This window comes from Microbulbifer marinus (assembly GCF_900107725.1).
Taxonomy (GTDB): Bacteria; Pseudomonadota; Gammaproteobacteria; order Pseudomonadales; family Cellvibrionaceae; genus Microbulbifer; species Microbulbifer marinus.
Map to the genome: position 1 here is coordinate 377,929 of NZ_FNQO01000001.1, position 23,117 is coordinate 401,045.

21 protein-coding genes are annotated in these 23,117 nt (G+C 60.5%); 19 read left to right on the top strand and 2 right to left on the bottom strand.

Annotated features, from left to right (window positions below):
- Positions 1–225 precede the first annotated feature (225 nt).
- The 10 genes from BLW36_RS01730 to BLW36_RS01775 all read left to right on the top strand — a co-directional run bounded on the left by BLW36_RS01730 (position 226) and on the right by BLW36_RS01775 (position 9,316).
- Entirely contained in the window at positions 226–1,566 is a 1,341-nt protein-coding gene (locus tag BLW36_RS01730) for a Na(+)-translocating NADH-quinone reductase subunit A (protein ID WP_091384497.1), read from the top strand.
- 2 nt (positions 1,567–1,568) lie between these two features.
- Positions 1,569–2,780: an NADH:ubiquinone reductase (Na(+)-transporting) subunit B gene (locus tag BLW36_RS01735; protein ID WP_091384500.1), complete on the top strand. Its 1,212-nt coding sequence runs from the start codon at positions 1,569–1,571 to the stop codon at positions 2,778–2,780.
- A complete protein-coding gene (locus BLW36_RS01740; RefSeq protein WP_091384502.1) occupies positions 2,773–3,555 on the top strand; it encodes a Na(+)-translocating NADH-quinone reductase subunit C in 783 nt (260 codons plus the stop codon). Before BLW36_RS01735 ends, BLW36_RS01740 begins: the two co-directional genes overlap by 8 nt.
- A gap of 2 nt (positions 3,556–3,557) precedes the next feature.
- Positions 3,558–4,214: an NADH:ubiquinone reductase (Na(+)-transporting) subunit D gene (locus BLW36_RS01745; protein WP_091384505.1), complete on the top strand. Its 657-nt coding sequence runs from the start codon at positions 3,558–3,560 to the stop codon at positions 4,212–4,214.
- Positions 4,215–4,217: 3 nt separating this feature from the next.
- Complete coding sequence (nqrE, locus tag BLW36_RS01750) at positions 4,218–4,826, top strand: NADH:ubiquinone reductase (Na(+)-transporting) subunit E (protein ID WP_091384508.1); 609 nt, start codon at positions 4,218–4,220, stop codon at positions 4,824–4,826.
- 18 nt (positions 4,827–4,844) lie between these two features.
- Positions 4,845–6,068 (top strand): NADH:ubiquinone reductase (Na(+)-transporting) subunit F, encoded by a 1,224-nt coding sequence (gene nqrF, locus BLW36_RS01755; protein ID WP_091384511.1) that lies wholly within the window; start codon positions 4,845–4,847, stop codon positions 6,066–6,068.
- Positions 6,069–6,217: 149 nt separating this feature from the next.
- Positions 6,218–7,144, top strand: a complete 927-nt coding sequence (locus tag BLW36_RS01760; RefSeq protein ID WP_244506093.1) for an FAD:protein FMN transferase — start codon at positions 6,218–6,220, stop codon at positions 7,142–7,144.
- Entirely contained in the window at positions 7,141–7,380 is a 240-nt protein-coding gene (gene nqrM, locus BLW36_RS01765) for a (Na+)-NQR maturation NqrM (RefSeq protein WP_091384517.1), read from the top strand. Before BLW36_RS01760 ends, nqrM begins: the two co-directional genes overlap by 4 nt.
- A 77-nt stretch (positions 7,381–7,457) precedes the next feature.
- Complete coding sequence (gene sthA, locus BLW36_RS01770) at positions 7,458–8,855, top strand: Si-specific NAD(P)(+) transhydrogenase (RefSeq protein ID WP_091384520.1); 1,398 nt, start codon at positions 7,458–7,460, stop codon at positions 8,853–8,855.
- Positions 8,852–9,316, top strand: coding sequence for a thioesterase family protein (locus BLW36_RS01775; protein WP_091384523.1), 465 nt, complete (start codon positions 8,852–8,854; stop codon positions 9,314–9,316). The genes sthA and BLW36_RS01775 overlap by 4 nt, the downstream gene beginning before the upstream one ends.
- An 88-nt stretch (positions 9,317–9,404) precedes the next feature.
- Here the strand turns inward: BLW36_RS01775 and BLW36_RS01780 are convergent, their stop codons facing one another.
- Positions 9,405–9,701 carry a hypothetical protein gene (locus BLW36_RS01780; RefSeq protein ID WP_091384526.1) on the bottom strand — a complete coding sequence of 99 codons (297 nt, stop codon included), beginning with the start codon at positions 9,699–9,701 and terminating at the stop codon, positions 9,405–9,407.
- A gap of 205 nt (positions 9,702–9,906) precedes the next feature.
- Between BLW36_RS01780 and BLW36_RS01785 the strand changes: the two genes are divergently transcribed.
- The 4 genes from BLW36_RS01785 (at position 9,907) to BLW36_RS01800 (ending at position 14,903) form a co-directional block, all read left to right on the top strand.
- On the top strand, positions 9,907–11,538 hold the full coding sequence (locus BLW36_RS01785) for an alpha/beta hydrolase (protein WP_091384529.1): 1,632 nt from the start codon (positions 9,907–9,909) through the stop codon (positions 11,536–11,538).
- 49 nt (positions 11,539–11,587) lie between these two features.
- Positions 11,588–12,829 carry a lipoprotein-releasing ABC transporter permease subunit gene (locus tag BLW36_RS01790; RefSeq protein ID WP_091384532.1) on the top strand — a complete coding sequence of 414 codons (1,242 nt, stop codon included), beginning with the start codon at positions 11,588–11,590 and terminating at the stop codon, positions 12,827–12,829.
- A gap of 63 nt (positions 12,830–12,892) precedes the next feature.
- Entirely contained in the window at positions 12,893–13,648 is a 756-nt protein-coding gene (lolD, locus tag BLW36_RS01795) for a lipoprotein-releasing ABC transporter ATP-binding protein LolD (RefSeq protein ID WP_091384535.1), read from the top strand.
- Positions 13,641–14,903, top strand: coding sequence for a lipoprotein-releasing ABC transporter permease subunit (locus tag BLW36_RS01800; RefSeq protein WP_091384538.1), 1,263 nt, complete (start codon positions 13,641–13,643; stop codon positions 14,901–14,903). Before lolD ends, BLW36_RS01800 begins: the two co-directional genes overlap by 8 nt.
- A gap of 84 nt (positions 14,904–14,987) precedes the next feature.
- Here the strand turns inward: BLW36_RS01800 and BLW36_RS01805 are convergent, their stop codons facing one another.
- Complete coding sequence (locus BLW36_RS01805) at positions 14,988–15,512, bottom strand: DUF2062 domain-containing protein (RefSeq protein WP_091384541.1); 525 nt, start codon at positions 15,510–15,512, stop codon at positions 14,988–14,990.
- A 320-nt stretch (positions 15,513–15,832) separates the two neighbouring features.
- Between BLW36_RS01805 and BLW36_RS01810 the strand changes: the two genes are divergently transcribed.
- From BLW36_RS01810 to prpF, 5 genes are all read left to right on the top strand, one after another.
- Positions 15,833–16,516 carry a GntR family transcriptional regulator gene (locus BLW36_RS01810; RefSeq protein WP_244506094.1) on the top strand — a complete coding sequence of 228 codons (684 nt, stop codon included), beginning with the start codon at positions 15,833–15,835 and terminating at the stop codon, positions 16,514–16,516.
- An 8-nt stretch (positions 16,517–16,524) separates the two neighbouring features.
- Positions 16,525–17,403, top strand: coding sequence for a methylisocitrate lyase (prpB, locus tag BLW36_RS01815; protein ID WP_091384544.1), 879 nt, complete (start codon positions 16,525–16,527; stop codon positions 17,401–17,403).
- A 152-nt stretch (positions 17,404–17,555) separates the two neighbouring features.
- Positions 17,556–18,683, top strand: coding sequence for a bifunctional 2-methylcitrate synthase/citrate synthase (gene prpC, locus BLW36_RS01820; RefSeq protein ID WP_091384547.1), 1,128 nt, complete (start codon positions 17,556–17,558; stop codon positions 18,681–18,683).
- A 284-nt stretch (positions 18,684–18,967) separates the two neighbouring features.
- On the top strand, positions 18,968–21,568 hold the full coding sequence (gene acnD, locus BLW36_RS01825) for a Fe/S-dependent 2-methylisocitrate dehydratase AcnD (protein ID WP_091384550.1): 2,601 nt from the start codon (positions 18,968–18,970) through the stop codon (positions 21,566–21,568).
- Positions 21,565–22,746, top strand: a complete 1,182-nt coding sequence (gene prpF / locus BLW36_RS01830; RefSeq protein ID WP_091384552.1) for a 2-methylaconitate cis-trans isomerase PrpF — start codon at positions 21,565–21,567, stop codon at positions 22,744–22,746. The genes acnD and prpF overlap by 4 nt, the downstream gene beginning before the upstream one ends.
- The last annotated feature ends 371 nt before the right edge of the window (positions 22,747–23,117 follow it).

A 23,117-nucleotide genomic window follows, 5' to 3' on the forward strand; every position in this document is an offset into this window, starting at 1 on the left:
TGCACTGGTAAACAAACTGGCCGATCTTTATAATGCGCGCGATTTTGGCGGGGCCGCCGTGCGCCGAGAAGTTAGCTTCCTGATGCCCGACCTCCGGGTAAAGCGGTTTAAGTCCTCGTAAGTAGGAATTCCTATATCTGGCTTTGCGACCCGGGCGCGATTCCGTGCGCTGGGTTGCAAGGCCAGTTTGCATACTTTTTAAACTAGAAACTTAGGCATAGGCGTATGAGAAAGATCCGTCGGGGATTGGATTTACCCATATCCGGCGCGCCCGAGCAGGTCATCCACGATGGCCCTGCACTCAAGACCGTCGCTGTGCTCGGCCCCGATTATCACGGGATGAAGCCGACCATGGCGGTGGCAGAGGGGGATAGCGTCAAACTCGGACAGCTGCTGTTTACCGATAAGAAGACCGAAGGTGTGCGTTACACGGCGCCGGCTGCGGGTCGCGTCGTCGCGATCAACCGCGGTGCCCGCCGCGTGCTGCAGTCTGTGGTCATCGAGATCGATGGCGACGACGCTGAGCAGTTCGCGACCTACGGCGCTGACCAGCTGGCCAGCCTCAGTCGTGAGCAGGTGGTGGAGAACCTGGTCGAGTCCGGTCTGTGGGCCGCACTGCGCACCCGCCCGTACAGCAAGGTCCCGGCGATCGACGCCCAGCCGGCGGCGATCTTTATCAACGCCATGGACACCAACCCGCTGGCAGTGAACCCGGAGCTGGTTATCGCCGAGCACCGCGATGCGTTCGCCCAGGGGGTAGAGATCCTGTCCAGGCTGGCGGATACCACTTTCGTGTGTACCGCGCCGGACGCCGATATCCCGGTTCCGACCGCCAACAACATTCGCCGCGAGGCCTTCGCCGGGCCGCATCCGGCGGGGCTGTCCGGTACCCATATCCACTTCCTGAGCCCGGTCAAGGCCGGTCGCAGCGTATTCACGATCAATTACCAGGATGTAATCGCGGTAGGTAAGTTGTTTGCGACCGGCAAGCTGTTCACCGACCGAGTGATTTCCCTGGCTGGTCCGCGCGTGAGCAAGCCGCGCGTGTTGCGCACCCGCCTGGGCGCCAGCCTGGACGAGCTGACCGCCGGTGAGCTGCAGGGCGACGACAACCGCGTCGTATCCGGTTCCGTATTCGGTGGCCGCACCGCAGAGGACGCGCTGGCTTACCTGGGGCGTTACCACAACCAGGTAACCGTGCTGGAAGAGGGGCGCGAGCGTCCGTTCCTGCACTACATGCGTGCCGGTAACAAGCGTTTCTCGGTCTTCCCGATCTACCTGTCGCGTCTGTTCAAGAACAGGCTGTTCAACTTCACCACCAGCACCAACGGCTCCGAGCGAGCGCTGATGCCGATCGGTACCTACGAGGCGGTGATGCCACTGGATATCCTGCCGACTCAGCTGCTGCGCGCGATGATCGTTGGCGATACCGCGACCGCGCAGAAACTGGGCGTGCTGGAGCTGGATGAAGAAGATCTGGCGCTGTGCACTTTCGTGTGCCCGGGCAAGTATGAATACGGCCCCATTTTGCGGGACAACCTGACCCGTATTGAGAAGGAGGGTTAAGGATGTTGCGCAAATTCCTCGATTCCATTGAGCCGCATTTCCACAAGGGCGGCAAATACGAGAAGTTCTACGCGCTGTACGAGGCCGTCGATACCGGCCTGTTCCAGCCCGCAGAGACCACCAAAACCACGGCACACGTGCGCGACGGCATCGACCTGAAGCGCATCATGATCACCGTGTGGGCCTGTGCCATGATCCCGATGTTCTACGGCATGTGGAACGTCGGCTTCCAGGCAAACACCATCATCGCCGGCATGGCCGATGCAGAGCTGACCGGCTGGCGCCATGCGCTGATCGGCGCACTGTCCGGCTATGATCCCAGCAGCCTGTGGGACAACTTCGTACACGGTGCCATGTACTTCCTGCCGATCTATGCGGTGACCTTCATCGTTGGCGGTATCTGGGAAGTACTGTTCGCCGCAGTGCGCGGCCACGAGGTGAACGAGGGCTTCTTCGTTACCTCCATCCTGTTCGCGCTGACCTGCCCGCCGGATCTGCCGCTGTGGATGGTGGCGATGGGTATCAGCTTCGGTGTCGTGATCGGCAAGGAAGTGTTCGGTGGTACCGGCAAGAACTTCCTGAACCCGGCCCTGACCGGCCGCGCCTTCCTGTTCTTCGCCTATCCGGCGGCCATGTCCGGTGATGCCGTGTGGACCGCCGTAGACGGCTACACCGGCGCGACTGCGCTGTCCGTAATGGCCAGTGAAGGTATCCAGAACGGTGCCGTCGGCGTACCGACCGGCCAGCTGACCTGGTTTGATGCCTTCCTCGGCAACATGCACGGCTCCATCGGCGAGACCTCGACGCTGGCTATGCTGATTGCTGGTGCCATCCTGCTGTTCATGAAGATCGCCAGCTGGCGCATCGTCGCCGGCACCATGCTCGGCATGATGGCGACAGCCTTCCTGTTCAACATGATCGGCTCCGACAGCAACCCGATGTTCGGTGTGCCCTGGTACTGGCACCTGGTAGTCGGTGGTTTCGCCTTCGGCCTGATCTTCATGACCACCGACCCGGTGTCGGCGTCCATGACCGATACCGGCCGCTGGTGGTACGGCATCCTGATCGGCGTGATGTGTGTATTGATTCGCGTGGTGAACCCGGCCTTCCCGGAAGGCATGATGCTGGCGATTCTGTTCGCCAACCTGTTCGCACCGCTGTTTGACCACTTTGTGGTGCAGTCCCATATCAAACGGAGGTTGGCACGTGGCTAATAAAGATTCCGTAAAAGGCACACTGCTGGTAGCACTGGTGATGTGTCTGGTGTGTTCGGTAGTGGTGTCCACCGCTGCCGTAATGCTGAAGCCGGCGCAGCAGGCCAACGCGGCACTGGACATGAAGCGCAACGTGCTGATGGCTGGCGGCCTGCTGGAGGACTCCAAGGCGAGCGCGGCAGAGGTCGAACAGGCTTTTGCGTCTGTGACCATCAAGTACGTTGATCTGGAAACCGGCAAGTTCACCGATGAGGCGCCGGCCGGCGGCAGTGGCCGCGCGGCTTCCAAGATTGCTTCCGCCAGCGAGAAGCTGCCGCCCGAGCAGGACAAGGCCAAGATCATCCGCCGTGAAAATACCAAAGAGGTATATCTGGTGGAGAAAGACGGCGAGCTGCAGCGCATCATTCTGCCGGTGCGTGGCTACGGCCTCTGGGGCCAGCTGTATGGCTTCCTCGCGCTTGAGAGCGACCTGAAGACCGTCGCTGGTCTCGGCTTCTACGAGCACAAGGAGACTCCGGGACTGGGTGGCGAAGTAGACAATCCGAACTGGAAGGCTCAATGGGTCGGCAAGGAAGTCTATGACGAGAACGGCAATGTCAAAATTGACGTGATCAAAGGCAGTGTCGATCCCAACAGCCCGCAGGCGGAGCACCAGGTAGACGGTCTGTCCGGTGCGACCCTGACCAGCAACGGCGTGGATAACCTGATCAACTTCTGGTTGGGCAGTGAGGGCTACGGTCCCTTCCTGAAAAACCTCAAAGCAGGGGAGGCGTAAGCATGAAAGTTAAAGAAACTCTGCTAGAGCCGATTTTTAACAACAACCCGATTGCGCTGCAGATCCTCGGCATCTGTTCCGCGCTGGCGGTTACCAGCTCGCTGCAGGTAACCCTGGTGATGTGTATCGCACTGACTACCGTTGTGGCGTTCTCCAACGTCGCGGTGTCGCTGATCCGCAAGCAGATTCCCAACAGCATCCGGATCATCGTGCAGATGACCGTGATCGCATCGCTGGTAATCCTGGTGGATCAGGTGATCAAGGCGGTGGCCTACGACATCTCCAAGCAGCTGTCGGTATTCGTCGGCCTGATCATCACCAACTGTATCGTGATGGGCCGCGCGGAAGCTTTCGCGATGAAAAATCCTCCGCTGCCCAGCTTCCTCGACGGCATCGGTAACGGCCTTGGCTACAGCGTTATCCTGATCGCCCTGGCCTTCATTCGCGAACTCTTTGGTGCGGGCAAGCTGTTCGGTATCGAACTGCTGGAAACCGTCAGCAACGGTGGCTGGTATGTACCCAACGGCATACTGCTGCTGCCGCCGAGCGCCTTCTTCCTGATCGGCCTGTTCATCTGGGCACTTCGCAGCTGGAAACCGGCTCAGGTGGAAGAGGACGAGTTCAAGATTGCGCCCAATACCCAAGCGCAGGAGGCCTGATCCGTGGAGCACTTTATTTCTTTGATTATCCGCGCCGTTTTCGTTGAAAACATGGCGCTGGCCTTCTTCCTCGGTATGTGTACTTTCCTCGCCGTATCGAAGAAGATCGAAGCGGCCATCGGCCTGGGTGTGGCGGTGATCGTGGTGCTGACGCTGACAGTGCCGGTCAACAACCTGATCTACACCTACCTGCTGAAAGATGGCGCGCTGGCCTGGGCCGGTTACCCGGACGTGGACCTCAGCTTCCTCGGCCTGCTGTCCTACATCGGCGTGATCGCTGCACTGGTGCAGATCCTGGAGATGTTCCTGGATAAGTATGTGCCGGCGCTGTACAACGCACTGGGTGTGTTCCTGCCGCTGATTACCGTGAACTGCGCCATCATGGGTGCGTCCCTGTTCATGGTGGAGCGCGAGTACAACTTCGGTGAGAGTGTCGCCTATGGTTTCGGTGCCGGCCTCGGCTGGGCACTGGCGATTACCGCGCTGGCGGGTATTCGCGAGAAGCTGAAATACAGCGACGTTCCGAACGGCCTGAAAGGACTGGGCATCACCTTCATTACCGTAGGTCTGATGTCCCTGGGCTTCATGTCTTTCGGCGGCATCGACATCTAAGCGGGGGAACGCAATAGCATGAATATTGAAATCATCCTCGGCGTAGCCATGTTTACCGTCATCGTGCTGGCGCTGGTGGCGGTGATCCTCGTCGCCCGCTCGCGCCTGGTAAACACCGGCAACGTCAACATTCTGGTCAACGGTGAGAAAACCCTCACCGTACCCGCCGGCGGCAAGCTGCTGCAAACCCTGGCGGCCAACAACCTGTTCCTGGCCTCTGCCTGTGGTGGTGGCGGCAGCTGCGCCCAGTGCGTGTGTAAAGTGATCTCCGGCGGCGGCGACATGCTGCCGACCGAAGCTGCACACTTCACGCCGCGCGATGCGAAGGAAGGCAAGCGCCTGTCCTGTCAGGTTGCGGTGAAGCAGGATATGGAAATCGAGGTGCCGGAAGAGGTATTCGGTGTGAAGCAGTGGGAGTGCACTGTGGAATCCAACCCGAACGTGGCCACCTTCATTAAAGAGCTGACGCTGAAACTGCCGGAAGGCGAGAACGTCGACTTCCGCGCTGGCGGTTACGTGCAGCTGGAGGCGCCGCCCCACCATGTGAAATTCTCCGATTTCGATATCGAGGAACAGTATCGCGGTGACTGGGAGCACTTCGGCTTCTTCAACCTGGAGTCCAAGGTAACCGAGCCGGTAGTGCGCGCCTACTCCATGGCCAACTACCCGGAAGAGAAGGGTGTTGTTAAATTCAACATCCGTATCGCCACTCCGCCGCCGCGCACCGAAGGTGTACCGCCGGGGCAGATGTCTTCCTACGTGTTCAGCCTGAAGCCGGGTGACAAGATCAAGGTGTACGGTCCCTTCGGTGAGTTCTTCGCCAAGGATACCGACAATGAGATGGTCTTCATCGGCGGTGGTGCCGGTATGGCGCCGATGCGTTCGCACATCTTCGACCAGCTGAAGCGCCTGAACAGCAAGCGCAAGATCAGCTTCTGGTACGGTGCTCGCTCTCTGCGCGAGATGTTCTACGAAGACGACTACAACGGCCTGGCGGAAGAGTTCGACAACTTCCAGTGGCACGTGGCCCTGTCTGACCCGCAGCCGGAAGACAACTGGACCGGTTACACCGGCTTCATTCACAACGTGGTCTACGAGAACTACCTCAAGGACCACCCGGCGCCGGAAGACTGCGAGTACTACATGTGCGGACCGCCCATGATGAACGCAGCCGTCATCAATATGCTCAAGGATCTGGGCGTAGAGGATGACAACATCCTGCTGGATGACTTCGGTGGTTAATCGGAGAGCTTAACTTGCGAGAAGCAATCCGAGTGCCGATAAAAATAAAAACAGGGCCCGTATTACCGGCCCTGTTTTTGCTTTGTATAGCGGCAATTTTTTCCGCCTGCACGCCATCCCCGAAGAGTTGGCAGCTGAGTGGCCCGACCATGGGCACCAGCTACCACATCACCGTGGTGGACGTGCCCGCTGGCTTGACGCGTGCCGAGCTGCAGCAGCTGATTGACAGCGAACTGCAGCAGGTCAATCAGGAGATGTCGACCTATATCAACGACTCGGAATTGATGCGGTTCAACCGCGGTCCGGTCGGTGAGGCGGTGCCGGTCAGCGAGCATCTGGCGCAGGTGGTCGAGCTGTCCAAGGATATTTACCGGCGCAGTGACGGTGCCTTCGATGTTACCGTCGGTCCGCTGGTCAACCTGTGGGGCTTTGGCCCGCAGCCGGAGCCGGAGCAGGTGCCGGACGATGCGGCTATCGCTTCGCTGCAGCAACAACTGGGTTCGGATGCACTGACGATAGACCGTGGGCCGGACCGCATCACCCGCAGCCGTCCGGTACAGATCGACCTGTCGGCCATCGCCAAGGGCCACGGCGTCGATCGCGTGGCACAGCTGCTGGAAACCAAGGGTATTGCCAATTACCTGGTGGAGATCGGTGGCGAGCTGCGCACGCTGGGCAGGAACCCGAAGGGGCGGGAGTGGCGCATTGGCATCGAGAGTCCCGATCCTTCTGGCAGAATCGTCCAGAAGCCGATTTCGGTGAGCGGTAAATCGGTCGCCACCAGTGGCGATTACCGCAATTACTATGAGCGTGATGGCGTGCGCTATGCGCACAGCATCGATCCGCGCACCGGTCGACCCCTGCAGCACCGTCTGGCATCGGTCACCGTGATCGCCGAAACCTGCGCAGAGGCCGATGGCCTGGCGACAGCGCTGAATGTGCTCGGGGCCGACGCCGGATTAAAATTGGCAGAGAGGGAGCATCTCGCCGTCTTTATGTTGGTGAAAACCGACGCGGGATTCGAGGAGCGGTACAGCAGCTCTTTCGAGCCTTATTTAGAGAGGTCTGAAAAATGACAGTATTTGTTTTTGCCTTCGTTGCCATGTTGCTGATCGTTACCGGCATGGCGCTGGGTGCAATTCTGCAGAACAAGCCGCTGAAAGGCTCCTGTGGCGGTCTGAACACCCTTGGCCTGAAAGACGGCTGTGAGATTTGCGGCGGTGATGATGATGCCTGCAAAAAAGAGCAGGAGCGCCAGCAGCGCCTGGCCGAAGAGCCGGATCTCGCTTACGACGCAACCAAGCGCAAGTGATCTGATTGTGCGGGAGTGGTGGCCGCCACTCCCGCCTGCGTAGTTTTTTTCTGAATAATTAAAAACAGAGCTAGTAGATGGCAGAGCAAAAATTCGATCTGGTAGTAATCGGCTCCGGCCCGGCCGGTGAGGCGGCGGCGATGAGCGCCGCCAAGAAAGGTATGCGCGCGGCAGTGATTGAGAAGCGCCATGTGGTGGGGGGTAACTGTACCCACAAGGGCACCATCCCCTCCAAGGCCCTGCGTCACTCAGTGAAACAGTTGATGCGCTACAACACCCAGAGCGTATTCCGTGCCCTCGGCGAGCCGCGCCGCCTGACATTCCCGCAGGTCATGCGGACGGTCAACAAAGTGATCTCCTACCAGGTGGAAATGCACACGGCCTGCTACGCGCGCAATCGCGTTGAGCTGATTGTCGGTGAGGCCCGCTTCCGCGATGCCAACAAAGTGGAAGTGCAGCTGCCGGATGGCGCGGTGGAAATAGTCAGCGCTGAAAAGATTATCATTGCAACGGGTTCGCGTCCGTATCGCCCAGCTGACGTGGACTTCGCACACCCGCGCGTCTACGACAGCGATACCATCCTGGATATGCAGCACACGCCGCACTCAATCATGATCTACGGTGCCGGTGTGATTGGCTGTGAGTACGCGTCGATTTTTGCCGGGCTCGGCATCAAGGTGGACTTGATCAATACCCGCGGCAGCCTGCTGGAGTTTCTCGATGATGAGATCTCCGATGCGCTCAGCTACCACCTGCGCGATATGGGCGTCACCGTCCGCCACCGCGAGGAGTATGCCAAGGTGGAGCCCACCGAGAGGGGCGTGATCATGGAAATGCAGTCGGGCAAGCGCATTCACGCCGACGCGCTGCTGTGGTGTAACGGCCGTACCGGCAATACCAGTTCTCTGGGACTCGACAGTATCGGTCTGGAGGCCAACCACCGCGGTCAGCTGAGTGTCGACGAGCACTACTGCACCGAAGTGGAAAGTGTCTACGCCGTAGGTGATGTGATCGGCTGGCCGAGTCTCGCCAGTGCTTCCTACGACCAGGGCCGTGCCGTTGCGGCCGCGATTGCCGGCCGCGGCCACCGTATTATCGAGGACGCGCCCACCGGTATCTACACGCTGCCGGAAATCTCCTCCGTCGGTAAAACGGAATCGGAATTGACCGCCGCGAAAGTGCCCTATGAAGTGGGGCGCGCGCTGTTCAAGCACACCGCGCGGGCGCAGATCTCCGGCGAGCGTGTGGGCATGCTGAAAATCCTGTTCCACATCGAAACCCGCGAAATACTCGGTATCCACTGTTTTGGCGCCGAGGCAGCGGAGATCGTGCATATCGGCCAGGCCATCATGAAACAGCCGGCGCCGAATAACAGCATCGACTACTTCGTCAACACCACCTTCAACTATCCGACCATGGCGGAAGCCTACCGCAGCGCGGCACTGGACGGACTGAATAGGGTGGCACGACTGTGACGGAACCTTCCCCAAGCGAATTCCGCGAGCTGGTGAGAGGGTTTTTCGAACAGATTCCCTTCAACCGTCAAATTGGCCTGGAGATGGGCGAGCTGGATCTGGAGGCGCTGACCCTGTCGGCGTCTTTCGAGCTGCGCCCGGAACTGATCGGGAATATCTGGAAGAAAATACTCCACGGTGGCGTGATCGCGACTGCGCTGGACACTATCGGCGGCCTCACTGCCATGGTGGCCGCCTATCAGCGCATGGGGGATATCGACTGGAAGGAAAAAGCCGAGCGCCTGTCGAAACTCGGCACCGTGGATATGCGTGTGGACTACCTGAAGCCGGGCAGGGGCGAGCACTTTACCTGTCACGGCTCGATACTGCGCACCGGTAACAAACTGGTGGTGACGCGGATGGAACTGGTCAACGATGCAGGGGAGTTGATCGCCACAGGCACGGCAACCTATCTCTACTAGAACCTATCTCTACTAGAGGGGTGGATCACCACTCCTCTGGTCTCAAAACTCTCTGCGCTGCTTGCTGCGAAACTTGACCCGGCCGGTATCAACTGCGGTGCTTGCGTACCGTATGCAGTACCGTATCCCGCTCGAAGTACACATAGAAATCGGCGTATTCCCAGCGGGTGATGGCGGGGTCGCCAACCGGGCCCTGGATGCCGATGGGGTCGCCGAGTCTCGAAGACACCTCGTCTTTCTTCAGGCCGCGCACCTGCGCGACATAGGCGTCGCTGCCCTGGGCGCCGACGGGGACTTCGATGGTTTCAGCCTGGACGCCCAGTGCGAAGAGCAGCGTGGCTGCGCCGGCTAACAGGGGGGCGCGGCTGCGGAGTCTGCTGAACATGTGACCTTCTCCGGTTCTTGTTCTGTGTTGCTGGCCAATTAAAGCAGATATTGTGCCTAAACATTTGGATTTCTTCACGTTTTTACGCCGCAATCGCCCTGATGGCGCGGCGCTAGCCTGTGCCTGCCATTGGGATACTCCAACGGGGGCGCGAGACGCCATATGCTAGTCTGAAGGTCAAACTTGGCCCCGCGGGCAGGCATGGATGCGACTCGGACACCGCTTTTCAATCCCCGGATTACTGCTCGGCACAGTCTTCTTCGCGCTGTCGCTGACTCCGTCGCTGATTCCCCGTAGCGACCTGATGCAGGGCGCTATCTCCGGCGTGTCGTTTACAGCCGGTTATGCGGTGGGCGCGCTCTGCTCGTGGCTGTGGCGCTATCTGGGCTTGCCGACACCGGCGGACAGGGCGCGCCGGCTGTTGCTGTGGATCGCCGTCGCGGTCTGTGGCCTGCTGGTGGTGGCATTTCTGTGGCGAGCCAGTCACTGGCAGAACTCGGTCAGGGCGTTGATGGGGCTGGAAGAGGTGTCCGGCGGGCGCCCCTTGACCGTAACGCTGGTGGCGCTGGCGCTCTTTCTGCTGTTACTCGCGATCGGTCGGCTGTTCCGGCGTACCTTTTTCTTTTTGTCGCGCAAGCTCGAACACGTGATACCGCGGCGCGTCTCTGTGTTGTTTGGGTTGCTGGCGGCGTTCTGGCTGTTCTGGGCCGTGGTCAACGACGTGCTCCTGTCTGCGGCGCTGCGCACGGTGGATTCCATCTATCAGAAGCTGGACGCGGGTATCCAGCCGGACATGCAGGCACCCACCGATCCGGATAAACCGGGCGGCGCGAAATCACTGGTGCGCTGGCAGGATATGGGGCACCAGGGGCGCCGCTACCTGGCGCTCGGACCCACCGCAACCGATATCGGCGCCGTGACTGGTCAGGCGATGGCGCCGATTCGCGTTTACGTAGGGCTGAATGCCGCAGAGACGCCGGCTGAGCGCGCCCGCCTGGCCCTCGAAGAATTGAAGCGGGTGGGCGGCTTCTCACGCTCGACGTTGGTGCTGATCACGCCCACGGGTACTGGCTGGGTGGATCCCGGCGGCATCAACTCGGTCGAGTTCCTCCACCGGGGCGATATCGCCAGTGTCGCCGCCCAGTATTCCTATTTGCCGAGCCCCATTGCGCTGATGACCGAAGACGCCTACGGCCGGGAGACCGCCGAAGCGCTGTTTCAATCGATTTACGGCTACTGGCGCGAACTGCCGCCGGAATCGCGACCGAAGCTGTACCTGTTTGGTCTGAGCCTGGGAGCACTGAATTCCGATCGTTCCTTCGATTTTTACGACATCATCGATGATCCCTTTCACGGTGCGCTGTGGACCGGGCCGCCGTTTCGCAGTGATACCTGGCGGGACGTGACGGCGCACCGGGATGCCGGTTCGCCGGCGTGGCTGCCGCAATTCGGCGGTGGCGCCGTGGTGCGGTTTGGCAATCATTTCGGCGGCTACGAGGCGGGCAGGGTGCCATGGGGCAATTTCCGAATCGCCTACCTGCAGCACGCCAGCGATCCGATCGTGTTCTTCGAACCCGAGGCCCTGTTCCGCAGACCGGCGTGGATGGAGGTGCCGCGGGGGCCGGATGTGTCCCCGGACCTGCAGTGGTATCCGATCGTGACCATGTTCCAGCTGGCGGCGGATATGCACGCGGGTATAGCGCCGATGGGCTATGGCCACAGCTACGCGCCGGCCGACTATGTGCGTGCCTGGCTGGCACTGACGGAACCGGCGGGCTGGAGCGAGCAGGATCTCGAGTGGCTGCGGGAGAAGCTCGCCACGTTTAATGCGAGGTAAAACTCTAAACCCTTGGATTTCTGGACGTTTTTCCGCTTAAATCGTCCCTATGTTGAAACCTGTCCCTCTTTTTATCGGCCTGCGCTACGTAGCCGCACGTCGCCGTCAGCAGTTCATTTCCTTTATCAACGGCTTCTCGCTGCTGGGCATGGCGCTTGGTGTGTTTGCGCTCATCGTTGTGACTTCGGTGATGAACGGCTTCGATCGCGAGCTGAAGACCCGCATTCTGAGCGTCGTGCCGCACGGCTTTGTCGAGAAGGAGGGCGGCCTGGAAGACTGGCACGGTGTGGCAGCACAGCTGGGGCAACAGCCCCATGTTGAGGCGGTCAGCCCGTTCGTACGTGGCTTCGCGCTGCTGAGTGCCGGGGGCGGCAGTCACGGCGTCCAATTTCAGGGCGTCGACCCGCAGGCGCTGCGCGATGTTTCCACGGTCGGTGAACATATGCTGATGGGCAGCCTGGACACCCTGCAGTCGCGCAGCTACCAGATCGTATTGGGCCGCATTCTGGCCCGCCAGTTGAACGTCATCCCGGGTGATCGCGTCGTCCTGACTCTGCCGGAAGTGGTGGTGACGCCCGCCGGAATTTTCCCGCGTACCAAGCGCTTTACCGTGGCCGGCGTTTTCTCCGTCGGCGCGCAGGTGGACCAGAGCATGGCGCTGATGCATATCGACGATGCCGCGCGCCTGCTGCGCATGCCGGGCCGGGTGCAGGGACTGCAGCTGCGTTTCGACGATATGAACAACGCGCTCGGCCGCGTAGGTGATTATGCGGAAAACCTGGGTGAAGGATTCAGCGGCGAAGACTGGAGCCATTCCCAGGGCAGTCTGTTCCAGGCGGTGAAGATGGAGAAAACCGTCGTCACCCTGATGCTGCTGATTATCGTCGCCGTGGCCGCCTTCAATATTGTCTCCGCACTGGTGCTGATGGTGGCGGACAAACGCTCGGATATCGCCGTGCTGCGCACCCTGGGCCTGACTTCCCGGCAGATCATGTCGGTGTTTGTCGTGCAGGGCAGTGCCATCGGTATTCTCGGGGCGTTTATCGGCGCGGTACTGGGCATTCTGATCGCGCTCAACCTGACCGAAATGGTCAGCTGGATGGAGAATCTGCTGGGCGCGAAGATTTTCGATCCGCGGGTGTTTTTTGTCAGTTTCCTGCCGTCTGAATTCCGCCCCGGCGATGCGGTCATAGTACTCACGGCCGCCGTGCTGATGAGCCTGCTGGCGACGCTGTTCCCGGCCTGGCGCGCGGCGCAGATAGAGCCGGCCGAGGCGCTGCGCTATGAATAGCAATGATGGAAAACTGTCAGTGGAAGTTGCGCACCGCGAAGAAACAATAGGCCAGATAGATTGATGAACAGCCAAGTGGAAATAAATACCGATCAGGCAACACCTGCGGAGTCCGGCGCCAATGGCGCAGTGCTGGCTTGCCGTCAGCTACGCAAGAGTTATCGCCAGGGCAACAACGAACTCGAAGTGCTGCGCGGCGTAGAGCTGGAAGTAAAACGCGGCGAGAAGCTGGCGATTGTCGGTGCTTCCGGTTCCGGCAAATCGACACTGCTGAATCTCCTCGGCGGTCTGGATACGCCCACGTCTGGCGAAGTCTGGGTGGCCGGGGAGAATCTGGCCAGCCTGAACGCCAACGAGCGCGGCTGGCTGCGCAACAGCAGTCTCGGCTTCGTGTATCAGTTTCACCACCTGCTGGGCGAATTTTCCGCGCTGGAAAACGTGGCCATGCCGCTGCTGATCGGCAAGCAATCGGTCGCCAGTGCACGCGAGGAAGCCAGGGCAATGCTGCAGGCCGTCGGCCTCGGTGAGCGCCTCACGCACAAGCCCTCGCAACTCTCCGGCGGCGAGCGCCAGCGGGTCGCGATTGCGCGGGCCCTGGTGACCCGGCCGGCCTGCGTGCTGATGGATGAACCCACCGGTAACCTGGACCGCGCTACTGCCAGAGAAATTCACAAGCTGATGGACAAACTGAATCAGGAGATGGGCATCAGCTTCGTGATCGTCACCCACGATCCGGATCTGGCCGCGGCGCTGGATCGGTGTCTGCACCTGATCGACGGCAAGCTGGAACGCGACTGGCACGAGGGCGATCGTGTTTAGGCCACTGCCCGCGTTTATCGGCCTGCGTTACGCGGGGGCCCAGCGCCACAGCGAAGATTCCGCTGGTCTGGTGTCGTTTATCTCTGGTCTGTCGATGGTGGGGCTGATTCTCGGCGTGGCGCTGATGATCGTCGTGATGTCGGTCATGAACGGATTCGACCGCGAATTGCGCGAGCGCATCCTCGGCATAATGCCCCACGCGACCATCTACAACTCTGCCCCCGACATCGACTGGCCCGCGCTGCGCGACCAGCTGGCGGCAGATCCGGAGGTGGTGGCAGCGGCAGAGGTGTGGCAGGTCAACGCGCTGGCACGCAAGGGCAGGGAAGTGACGCCGCTGCTGGTGCAGGGGGTCAATCCGGGCACCATCGTCGAGGTGTCGAACATTGGCGAATTTCTCGATCCCGAGGCATTCGCCGCGCTCGCTGACTCGACCGAAGCCGGCGTCATCCTCGGCCGCGGTATCGCGGAGAAGCTCGGTATCGAGGAGGGCGAGCACCTCTCCCTGATAGTGCCGAACAGCGACAGCGATGACGGCGGCCGCCGCGCGGCGCGCCTGGCGGGCTTCAAGGTCACCGACATCTTCCACTCGGGTACCGCACTGGATCACTCCCTGGCACTGGTGTCCTGGTCCCAGGCCCAGGCCCTGGCCGGCGGCAGTGGCGGCGCGGGCATACAACTGCGGCTGCAGGAAATGCTGCAGGCCAACTGGATCATGCGCCGTCTGCTTGGCGATCTGCCGGCACAGGACTTCTATGGCAGCGACTGGAGCAGCACCCACGGCAACCTCTATCAGGCGATCCAGATGTCGCGCAATCTGGTGGGGCTGCTGGTGTTGCTGATTATCGCCATCGCCGCCTTCAACGTGGTGTCGACCCTGGTAATGGTGGTGATCGACAAGCACAGCGATATCGCCATCCTGCGCACCATGGGGGCCAGTACCCGTGAGATTCTGCTGACGTTTGTCAGCCAGGGTGCGCTGGTGGGGCTTGTCGGCGCCGTGGTCGGCGGGCTGTTGGGCGTGCTCGGCTCGCTGACGGTCACCGACCTGGTCGCGGGGCTGGAATCGGCATTCGGCATCCAGTTCCTGAAATCCGATGTCTACCCGGTGGATTACCTGCCGTCCGAATTGCAGTGGCCCGATGTGGCGCTGGTGGTGGGAGCGGGTTTCCTGCTGAGCCTGCTGGCGACCCTGTACCCGGCGCTACAGGCGAGCCGCGTACAGCCGGCGGCGGCCCTGCGCAACGAACAGTGATCGATCTAAAAGGCTATTGGTGAAACTGCGGCCGATACCGGCCGCGCTGGCGCTTCCGACGTGTGGCCGGTGACGTGAATTCGTTTAACTGGTGATCGAGCGGCGCTGCAGGCGCAGCTTCCAGCGCTTCACCACATGCCAGCGCCACAGCGCCTGCATCGAAAAGTACGACACGGCGGCAAAGAAGATGCCGGCCAGCAGTGAGCCGAAGAACAGCGGCAGCCAGATTTTCCCAACCTCTTCAGTCAGCCATTCCCACGACAGCTCAATACGGAAATCCAGAGGCGGCGTGCCCAGGATCCAGGCACCCAGCTTGTAGGTGCTGTAGAAGATCGCCGGCATCGTGACCGGGTTGCTGATCCACACCAGAATCATCGACAGCGGCAGGTTGCAGCGGAACCAGAGGGCCAGCAGGGCGGCGATGATCATCTGGCCGGGCAGCGGCAGGAAACTGGTGAAGACGCCGACGGCGAATGCCACGGATACCGAATGCCGGTTGAGGTGGAATAGGTTGGGGTCGTGCAGCAGAGTACCGAGGAACTTCAGGCCGCCTTTGGCGCGAACCTGCTCGGGTGTTGGCAGCCATCGCCTGATAATACTCTTCGGCATAACTCTGTTTACCCGGGTACCGGCAAGCCTTGGACAGTGTCGCTCGTGAAACTGGGAAGAAATTTCGGCGACGGGACTTTCCGCGCTGCCCTCGAATAAGCATAGAGTGCTCGAGCAGTCGGAGCACGGACGTACCGGCGCCGGCGCTATTATGCCCACTTAGCGGGCACAAGACTACCGCTCCACAAGAAGTCAGCTTTTTCGACGGATTGTCAACACTTGTGCGGCTAAGGTCTAGTTGACTGGCTAATTGGACTCGTTTAAGGTCGCTTCTCAACAATATTGTCGACAATCTGTAAGCGGTGCGGGAGAAGTTGACGTTGGAAGGCGAACAACTGCAGGCAATAGAGACAAGCCAGAGCCTGGCCGAGCGCCTGTTCGTGACCCTGCGCGGCGAAATCGTCGAAGGACAGATCGCCGCCGGCACCAAAATCAGCGAACCGGAGCTGGCGCGGCGCTTCAACGCGAGCCGCGGCAGCCTGCGCGAGGCCCTGATGCGGCTCGAGTCTTTGGGGCTGTTGGAGCGCCGTGTGAATGTCGGCGCCCGCGTGGTCGAGTTGAGTGAGCGCGGTCTGCTCGACCTTTATGAAGTGCGCGAAGCACTCGAGGGTATGGCCTGCCGTCTCGCAGCCCAGTACCACACCGACGAAGACCTGACTGAACTGCGCCAGATGCTCGCCCACCACGAGAAGCAGGAAGGATTGCAGGCGGGCCAGGCCTATTTCCAGCCAGAAGGCGATTTCGATTTCCATTTCCGTATTGTGCAGGCTTCCAAAAACGATCTGCTGATCGACACGCTGTGCAATCGTCTCTATTACCGGGTGCGCATGTACCGCTACCAGCTGGGTATGGCGAGTCCGCGCGCAAAGCGTGCCTTCCGGGAACACAGTCACATTATTGAAGCCATCGAAGCAGGGGATGGTGAGCTGGCGGAGCTGTTGATGCGCCGGCATATCCGCGCTTCGCGAAACAACATTGAAAAGAAACTAACGAGAGATCACTGAGGTCGTCTATGAGCCAGAAGCTTTCCGCCGGCGCGCGTTTCCGCCGCGCCCTCGCCGAAAACCAACCCCTGCAGGTGGTCGGTACCATCAATGCCTACACGGCCATGATGGCCGAGCGCATCGGCCACAAGGCGATCTACCTGTCTGGTGCCGGCGTTGCGAATGCGTCCTATGGTCTGCCCGACCTGGGCATGACCAGCCTCGAGAATGTACTGGAAGATGTGCGCCGTATCACCGCAGCCAGCGAACTGCCACTGCTGGTGGATATCGACACTGGCTGGGGCGGTGCCTTCAATATCGCCCGCACCATCAAGGAAATGATCCGTGCCGGTGCTGCGGCAGTACATATCGAAGACCAGGTGGCGCAGAAGCGCTGCGGTCATCGCCCGAACAAGGAGATTGTCTCCAAAGAGGAGATGGTTGACCGCATCAAGGCCGCGGTCGACGCGCGCACTGACGACGACTTCTTCATCATGGCCCGCACCGATTCTTTTGCTCAGGAAGGACTGGAAGCTGCCATCGATCGCGCCCAGGCCTGCATTGAAGCCGGCGCCGACGGTATCTTTGCCGAAGCGGTTACCGAGCTGGAGCACTACCGCGCATTCAAGGACGCGCTGAATGTGCCGATCCTTGCCAATATCACCGAGTTCGGAAAAACCAAGCTATACAACAAGGCGGAACTGGCAGAGTCTGGTGCCGATATGGTGCTGTACCCGCTGTCTGCCTTCCGTGCCATGAACAAGGCCGCTGAGAATGTGTACACCAGCATTCTGGAAAACGGTGACCAGCAGGCGGTGGTCGACACCATGCAGACCCGCGCGGAACTGTATGACTACCTGAATTACCACGAGTTTGAAGACAAGCTCGACGCCTTGTTTAAAAAGTAAGTGATCAAGAAGTAACACGAATTCAACTTTGTACCCACCGCCATCCCGGCGTAGGCCGGGATCCAGTAGAAGTTGCCGCAAGGCGCATTGCTGGATGTTGGATCGAGTCCGGCATGGCGAAGTAAAAACTTAAATTGATAGGGGAATTAACGATGGCAGAGAAAAAAGTTGGTGGTGCAGGCCTGCGTGGTCAAGTCGCCGGTAAAACCGCACTGTCCACCGTCGGCAAATCCGGCTCCGGCCTGACTTACCGCGGCTACGACGTCAAAGACCTGGCGGAAAACTGTGAGTTCGAAGAAGTAGCCTATCTGATTTTCTACGGCGAGTTGCCCACCAAGGCACAGCTGGCCGACTACAAAGGCGTACTGAAAGGCATGCGCGGCCTGCCGCAGGCGCTGAAGGAAGTTCTCGAGCGCATCCCTGCCGACGCCCACCCGATGGACGTAATGCGCACCGGCTGCTCCATGCTGGGCAACCTGGAGGGCGAGGAGTCCTTCGACGAGCAGCAGGATCGCGCCAACCGCCTGCTGGCCGCTTTCCCGTCCATCATCTGCTACTGGTACCGCTTCAGCCACGACGGTGTGCGCATCGAGACCGAGACCGATGACGATTCCATTGGCGGCCACTTCCTGCACATGCTGCGCGACGAGAAGCCGAACGACCTGCACGAGCAGGTCATGAATGTTTCCCTGATCCTGTATGCCGAGCACGAGTTCAACGCATCTACCTTTACCGCGCGCGTCTGTGCCTCCACTTTGTCCGACCTGTTCAGCTGCATCACCGGTGCTATCGGCTCCCTGCGCGGCCCGCTGCACGGCGGCGCCAACGAGGCGGCGATGGAACTGATCGAGCGTTTCTCTTCGCCGGACGAGGCAGAGAAAGAACTGCTCGGCATGCTGGAGCGCAAGGAAAAGATCATGGGCTTCGGCCACGCGGTCTACACCGAATCCGATCCGCGCAACGCCATCATCAAGCAGTGGTCCGAAAAGCTGGCCGCAGACGTCGGCGACGACGTGCTGTACCCGGTTTCCGTGCGCTGCGAAGAAGTTATGTGGCGCGAGAAGAAGCTGTTCTGTAACGCGGACTTCTTCCACGCTTCCGCGTACCACTTCATGGGCATCCCGACCAAGCTGTTCACACCGATCTTCGTAATGTCCCGCGTAACCGGCTGGGCAGCCCACGTGTTTGAGCAGCGCGCCGACAACCGCATCATCCGCCCGAGCGCGGAATATGTCGGTCCGGAACTGCGCAAGGTTGAGCCGATTGCCGAGCGCGGTTAATCCCCACTGCCGTCATCCCGGCGCAGGCCGGGATCCAGTGTGGTCGGAGAATCCGAGGAGCTGGATTCCGGCCTGCGCCGGAATGACGACGAAGAGCTATGTAAGTTCGAAAAGAACACTGAACGCGATGCATAGCCCCTGATGCCGGTGGTCCTTTGCGGGACTGTCGGCCGGAGGGACCCGGCCGACAAGCCTACAGGGATGTATTCACGGCGTGTCCCGCAAAGGACCACCGGCATCAGGGGCGCCACTGAGTTATCTTATTGCCCGCCCAAAGGCCCCGAATGAATACCGAATACCGCAAAAACCTCCCCGGCACGGATCTCGATTATTTCGACACCCGCGCTGCCGTCGACACCATCCAGCCCGGCGCCTACGCCAAGCTGCCGTACACCTCGCGTATTCTCGCGGAGAACCTGGTGCGCCGCTGTGAGCCGGAGCAGCTCACCGACGCGCTGAAGCAGATCATCGAGCGCAAGCGCGACCTGGATTTCCCCTGGTTCCCCGCGCGTGTCGTCTGCCACGATATTCTCGGCCAGACCGCACTGGTGGACCTCGCCGGCCTGCGCGATGCCATCGCAGAGAAGGGCGGTGACCCGGCCAAAGTAAACCCGGTCGTGCCCACGCAGCTGATCGTCGATCATTCCCTGGCCGTCGAACACCCCGGTTTTGAAAAAGATGCGTTCGAAAAGAACCGCGCAGTGGAAGAGCGCCGCAACGAAGACCGCTTCCACTTCATCAACTGGACCAAGACCGCGTTCGAAAACGTCGACGTGATCCCGCCCGGCAACGGCATCATGCACCAGATCAACCTGGAGAAAATGTCTCCGGTGGTGCAGCAAAAAGACGGCGTCGCCTTCCCGGATACCTGCGTCGGCACCGACAGCCACACCCCGATGGTGGATGCGCTCGGCGTCATCTCCGTCGGCGTGGGTGGCCTCGAAGCCGAGAGCGTCATGCTCGGCCGCGCATCCTACATGCGCCTGCCCGATATCGTCGGCGTCGAGCTGATCGGCAAACTGCAGCCCGGCATCACCGGAACCGACATGGTTCTGGCCCTGACCGAATTCCTGCGCCGCGAGCGCGTGGTCGGCGCCTACCTGGAATTCTTCGGCGAGGGCGCCTCCAGCCTGAGCCTGGGCGACCGCGCCACCATCGCCAACATGACGCCCGAATACGGCGCCACCGCCGGCATGTTCGCCATCGACGAGCAGACCATCGACTACCTGAAACTCACCGGCCGCGACGACGAGCAGGTAGCTTTGGTGGAGAGATTCGCGAAAGAAACCGGCCTCTGGGCAGATAGCCTGAAAGATGCCGAATACGAGCGCGTACTCAAGTTCGACCTCTCCTCCGTTGGCCGCAACCTGGCCGGTCCGTCCAACCCGCACGCACTGCTGCCGGTCTCCGAACTGGCTAATCGTGGCATTGCGAAGGAATGGGAAGAGAAAGAAGGCGAGATGCCGGACGGCGCGGTGATCATTGCCGCGATCACCAGCTGCACCAACACCAGCAACCCGCGCAACATGATTGCCGCGGGCCTGATTGCGCGCAACGCCAACAAGCTCGGCCTGACCCGCAAGCCCTGGGTAAAAACCTCCCTGGCACCGGGTTCCAAGACCGTAAAAATGTATCTGGAAGAGGCCGACCTGCTGCCGGAACTGCAGCAGCAGGGCTTCGACGTGGTCGCCTTTGCCTGCACCACCTGTAACGGCATGAGCGGCGCACTGGATCCGAAAATCCAGAAAGAAGTCATCGACCGCGACCTGTACGCCACTGCCGTACTGTCCGGCAACCGCAACTTCGACGGCCGTATCCATCCCTACGCCAAGCAGGCCTTCCTGGCTTCGCCGCCCCTGGTAGTCGCCTACGCCATTGCCGGCACCATCCGCTTCGATATCGAGAAAGACGTACTGGGCCACGACAAAGACGGCAACCCGGTCACCCTGAAAGATATCTGGCCGAGCGACGAAGAGATCGACGCGATCGTCAAGCAGAGCGTGAAGCCCGAGCAGTTCCGCGAGGTCTACATCCCGATGTTCGACCTGAACAAGGCGGAAGCAGAGAAGGGCGAGCCGCTGTACAACTGGCGCCCGCAGAGCACCTACATCCGCCGCCCGCCATATTGGGAAGGCGCTTTAGCGGGCGAGCGTGCGCTGAAAGGCATGCGCCCGCTGGCGGTGCTGGGTGACAACATCACCACCGACCACCTGTCGCCGTCCAACGCGATCCTGGCCAGCAGTGCCGCCGGTGAATACCTGGCGAAGATGGGCCTGCCGGAAGAGGACTTCAACTCGTACGCCACCCACCGCGGCGATCACCTCACCGCCCAGCGCGCCACCTTCGCCAACCCGAAGCTGTTGAACGAAATGGTGCGCGACGAAAACGGTGCAGTGAAGCAGGGCTCTCTGGCTCGTATCGAGCCGGAAGGCAAGGTCACCCGCATGTGGGAAGCTATTGAAACCTACATGGACCGCAAGCAGCCGCTGATCATTATCGCCGGCGCCGACTACGGTCAGGGTTCCTCCCGCGACTGGGCTGCCAAGGGCGTGCGCCTGGCCGGTGTGGAAGCGATTGTGGCGGAAGGCTTCGAGCGAATTCACCGCACCAACCTGATCGGCATGGGCGTACTGCCGCTGGAATTCCAGCCCGGCACCACCCGCGAGACCCTGGGTATCGACGGTACTGAAACCTTCGACGTACTCGGCGACCGCACCCCGGGCGCAACCCTGACCCTGCTGATCCACCGCAAAGACGGCGAGACCGTAGAAGTACCGGTGAAATGCCGCCTGGATACCGCGGAAGAAGTCTCCATCTACGACGCCGGCGGTGTACTGCAGCGCTTCGCCAACGACTTCCTCGAAGCGGAGGGTGCTGCGCAATGACCGCTTTTGCTCCGCAAATAAAAGTGCCCGCCACCTACATGCGTGGCGGCACCAGCAAGGGCGTGTTCTTCCGCCTGCAGGACCTCCCGGAATCCGCGCAGGTACCCGGCGAGGCCCGCGACAAGCTGCTGCTGCGGGTGATCGGCAGCCCCGATCCCTACGGCAAGCAGACCGACGGCATGGGCGGGGCCACCTCCAGCACCAGCAAGACCGTGATCCTGTCGAAGAGCGAGCAGCCGGAGCACGACGTGGATTACCTGTTCGGCCAGGTCTCCATCGACAAGCCGTTCGTGGACTGGTCCGGCAACTGCGGCAACCTCACTGCCGCCGTCGGTGCCTTCGCCATCAACAGCGGTTTTGTGGATGCAGCGCGCGTGCCAGAGAACGGTATCTGCACCGTGCGCATCTGGCAGGCCAACATCAAGAAAACCATCATCGCCCACGTACCCATCACCAATGGGGAAGTGCAGGAGACCGGTGATTTCGAACTGGACGGCGTCACCTTTCCCGCGGCCGAAGTGCAGATCGAATTCATGGACCCGGCGGATGGAGAAGGGGCCATGTTCCCCACCGGCAACCTGGTGGACGATTTAGAGGTGCCGGGCGTCGGCACCCTGAAAGCCACCATGATCAACGCCGGTATCCCGACCATCTTCGTCAACGCTGCGGATATCGGTTACACCGGCACCGAACTGCAGGAAGCCATCAACGGTGACGACAAGGCGCTGGCCATGTTCGAGACTATTCGTGCTTATGGTGCGAAGGCCATGGGCCTGATCGAAAAGGTGGAAGAGGCAGCCGCTCGCCAGCATACCCCCAAGGTCGCATTCGTCGCGGCACCCAAGGGCTATGCGGCCTCCAGTGGCAAGGAAGTGGCAGCGGGTGATATCGACCTGCTGGTGCGCGCCCTGTCCATGGGCAAACTGCACCACGCCATGATGGGCACTGCCGCCGTTGCCATCGGCACCGCCGCCGCCATTCCCGGCACCCTGGTTAATCTGGCAGCGGGGGGAGGGGAGCGCAATGCGGTGACTTTTGGCCATCCGTCCGGCACCCTGCGGGTCGGTGCGGAAGCGGAAATCGTCAACGGACAGTGGACGGCCACCAAGGCCATTATGAGCCGCAGTGCGCGGATTCTGATGGAAGGTTGGGTGCGGGTGCCCGGAGACTGCTTCTAGTTCGCCTTGCAGTAAGATCTGCGAATAGCGCTGAGTGGCGTTTAAGCGGATTTTGGAAGTTGAAAAAGCGAGTCTCAATTGGGGCTCGCTTTTTTTATGTCAGCTATTTTTTGTTTGATATTTAACCGGTGTGCAACTTGCAACCATTTGGTAGTGTGGCGTATGGCGTGAAAATCATCGCGCGGAGGTTAAGCCATTGACTTAAAAGACAATTAAAATACTATCGGTTGTAGGTCTATTCCGAGTTATAGAGACGCTCTGCTGCCTAATTTTGACAAGATATCTGCAGGTAGATCTTAACTTGCTGATTTTTTGGTGTTTTTCTAGGGCTGGTTGTTAGGCTTCGTCGAGTTGAAGAAAACCGAGCTGTA

What these genes read in the sequence shown, in the direction of transcription:
- nqrF (WP_091384511.1), top strand. Translation starts at nt 4,845, where the DNA reads ATGAATATTGAAATCATCCTCGGCGTAGCCATGTTTACCGTCATCGTG.
- prpB (WP_091384544.1), top strand. Translation starts at nt 16,525, where the DNA reads ATGAGCCAGAAGCTTTCCGCCGGCGCGCGTTTCCGCCGCGCCCTCGCC.
- nqrM (WP_091384517.1), top strand. Translation starts at nt 7,141, where the DNA reads ATGACAGTATTTGTTTTTGCCTTCGTTGCCATGTTGCTGATCGTTACC.
- prpF (WP_091384552.1), top strand. Translation starts at nt 21,565, where the DNA reads ATGACCGCTTTTGCTCCGCAAATAAAAGTGCCCGCCACCTACATGCGT.
- BLW36_RS01790 (WP_091384532.1), top strand. Translation starts at nt 11,588, where the DNA reads ATGTTGAAACCTGTCCCTCTTTTTATCGGCCTGCGCTACGTAGCCGCA.
- BLW36_RS01785 (WP_091384529.1), top strand. Translation starts at nt 9,907, where the DNA reads ATGCGACTCGGACACCGCTTTTCAATCCCCGGATTACTGCTCGGCACA.
- BLW36_RS01760 (WP_244506093.1), top strand. Translation starts at nt 6,218, where the DNA reads ATGGGCACCAGCTACCACATCACCGTGGTGGACGTGCCCGCTGGCTTG.
- prpC (WP_091384547.1), top strand. Translation starts at nt 17,556, where the DNA reads ATGGCAGAGAAAAAAGTTGGTGGTGCAGGCCTGCGTGGTCAAGTCGCC.
- sthA (WP_091384520.1), top strand. Translation starts at nt 7,458, where the DNA reads ATGGCAGAGCAAAAATTCGATCTGGTAGTAATCGGCTCCGGCCCGGCC.
- BLW36_RS01735 (WP_091384500.1), top strand. Translation starts at nt 1,569, where the DNA reads ATGTTGCGCAAATTCCTCGATTCCATTGAGCCGCATTTCCACAAGGGC.
- BLW36_RS01745 (WP_091384505.1), top strand. Translation starts at nt 3,558, where the DNA reads ATGAAAGTTAAAGAAACTCTGCTAGAGCCGATTTTTAACAACAACCCG.
- acnD (WP_091384550.1), top strand. Translation starts at nt 18,968, where the DNA reads ATGAATACCGAATACCGCAAAAACCTCCCCGGCACGGATCTCGATTAT.
- BLW36_RS01805 (WP_091384541.1), bottom strand. Translation starts at nt 15,512, where the DNA reads ATGCCGAAGAGTATTATCAGGCGATGGCTGCCAACACCCGAGCAGGTT.
- BLW36_RS01730 (WP_091384497.1), top strand. Translation starts at nt 226, where the DNA reads ATGAGAAAGATCCGTCGGGGATTGGATTTACCCATATCCGGCGCGCCC.
- lolD (WP_091384535.1), top strand. Translation starts at nt 12,893, where the DNA reads ATGAACAGCCAAGTGGAAATAAATACCGATCAGGCAACACCTGCGGAG.
- BLW36_RS01780 (WP_091384526.1), bottom strand. Translation starts at nt 9,701, where the DNA reads ATGTTCAGCAGACTCCGCAGCCGCGCCCCCCTGTTAGCCGGCGCAGCC.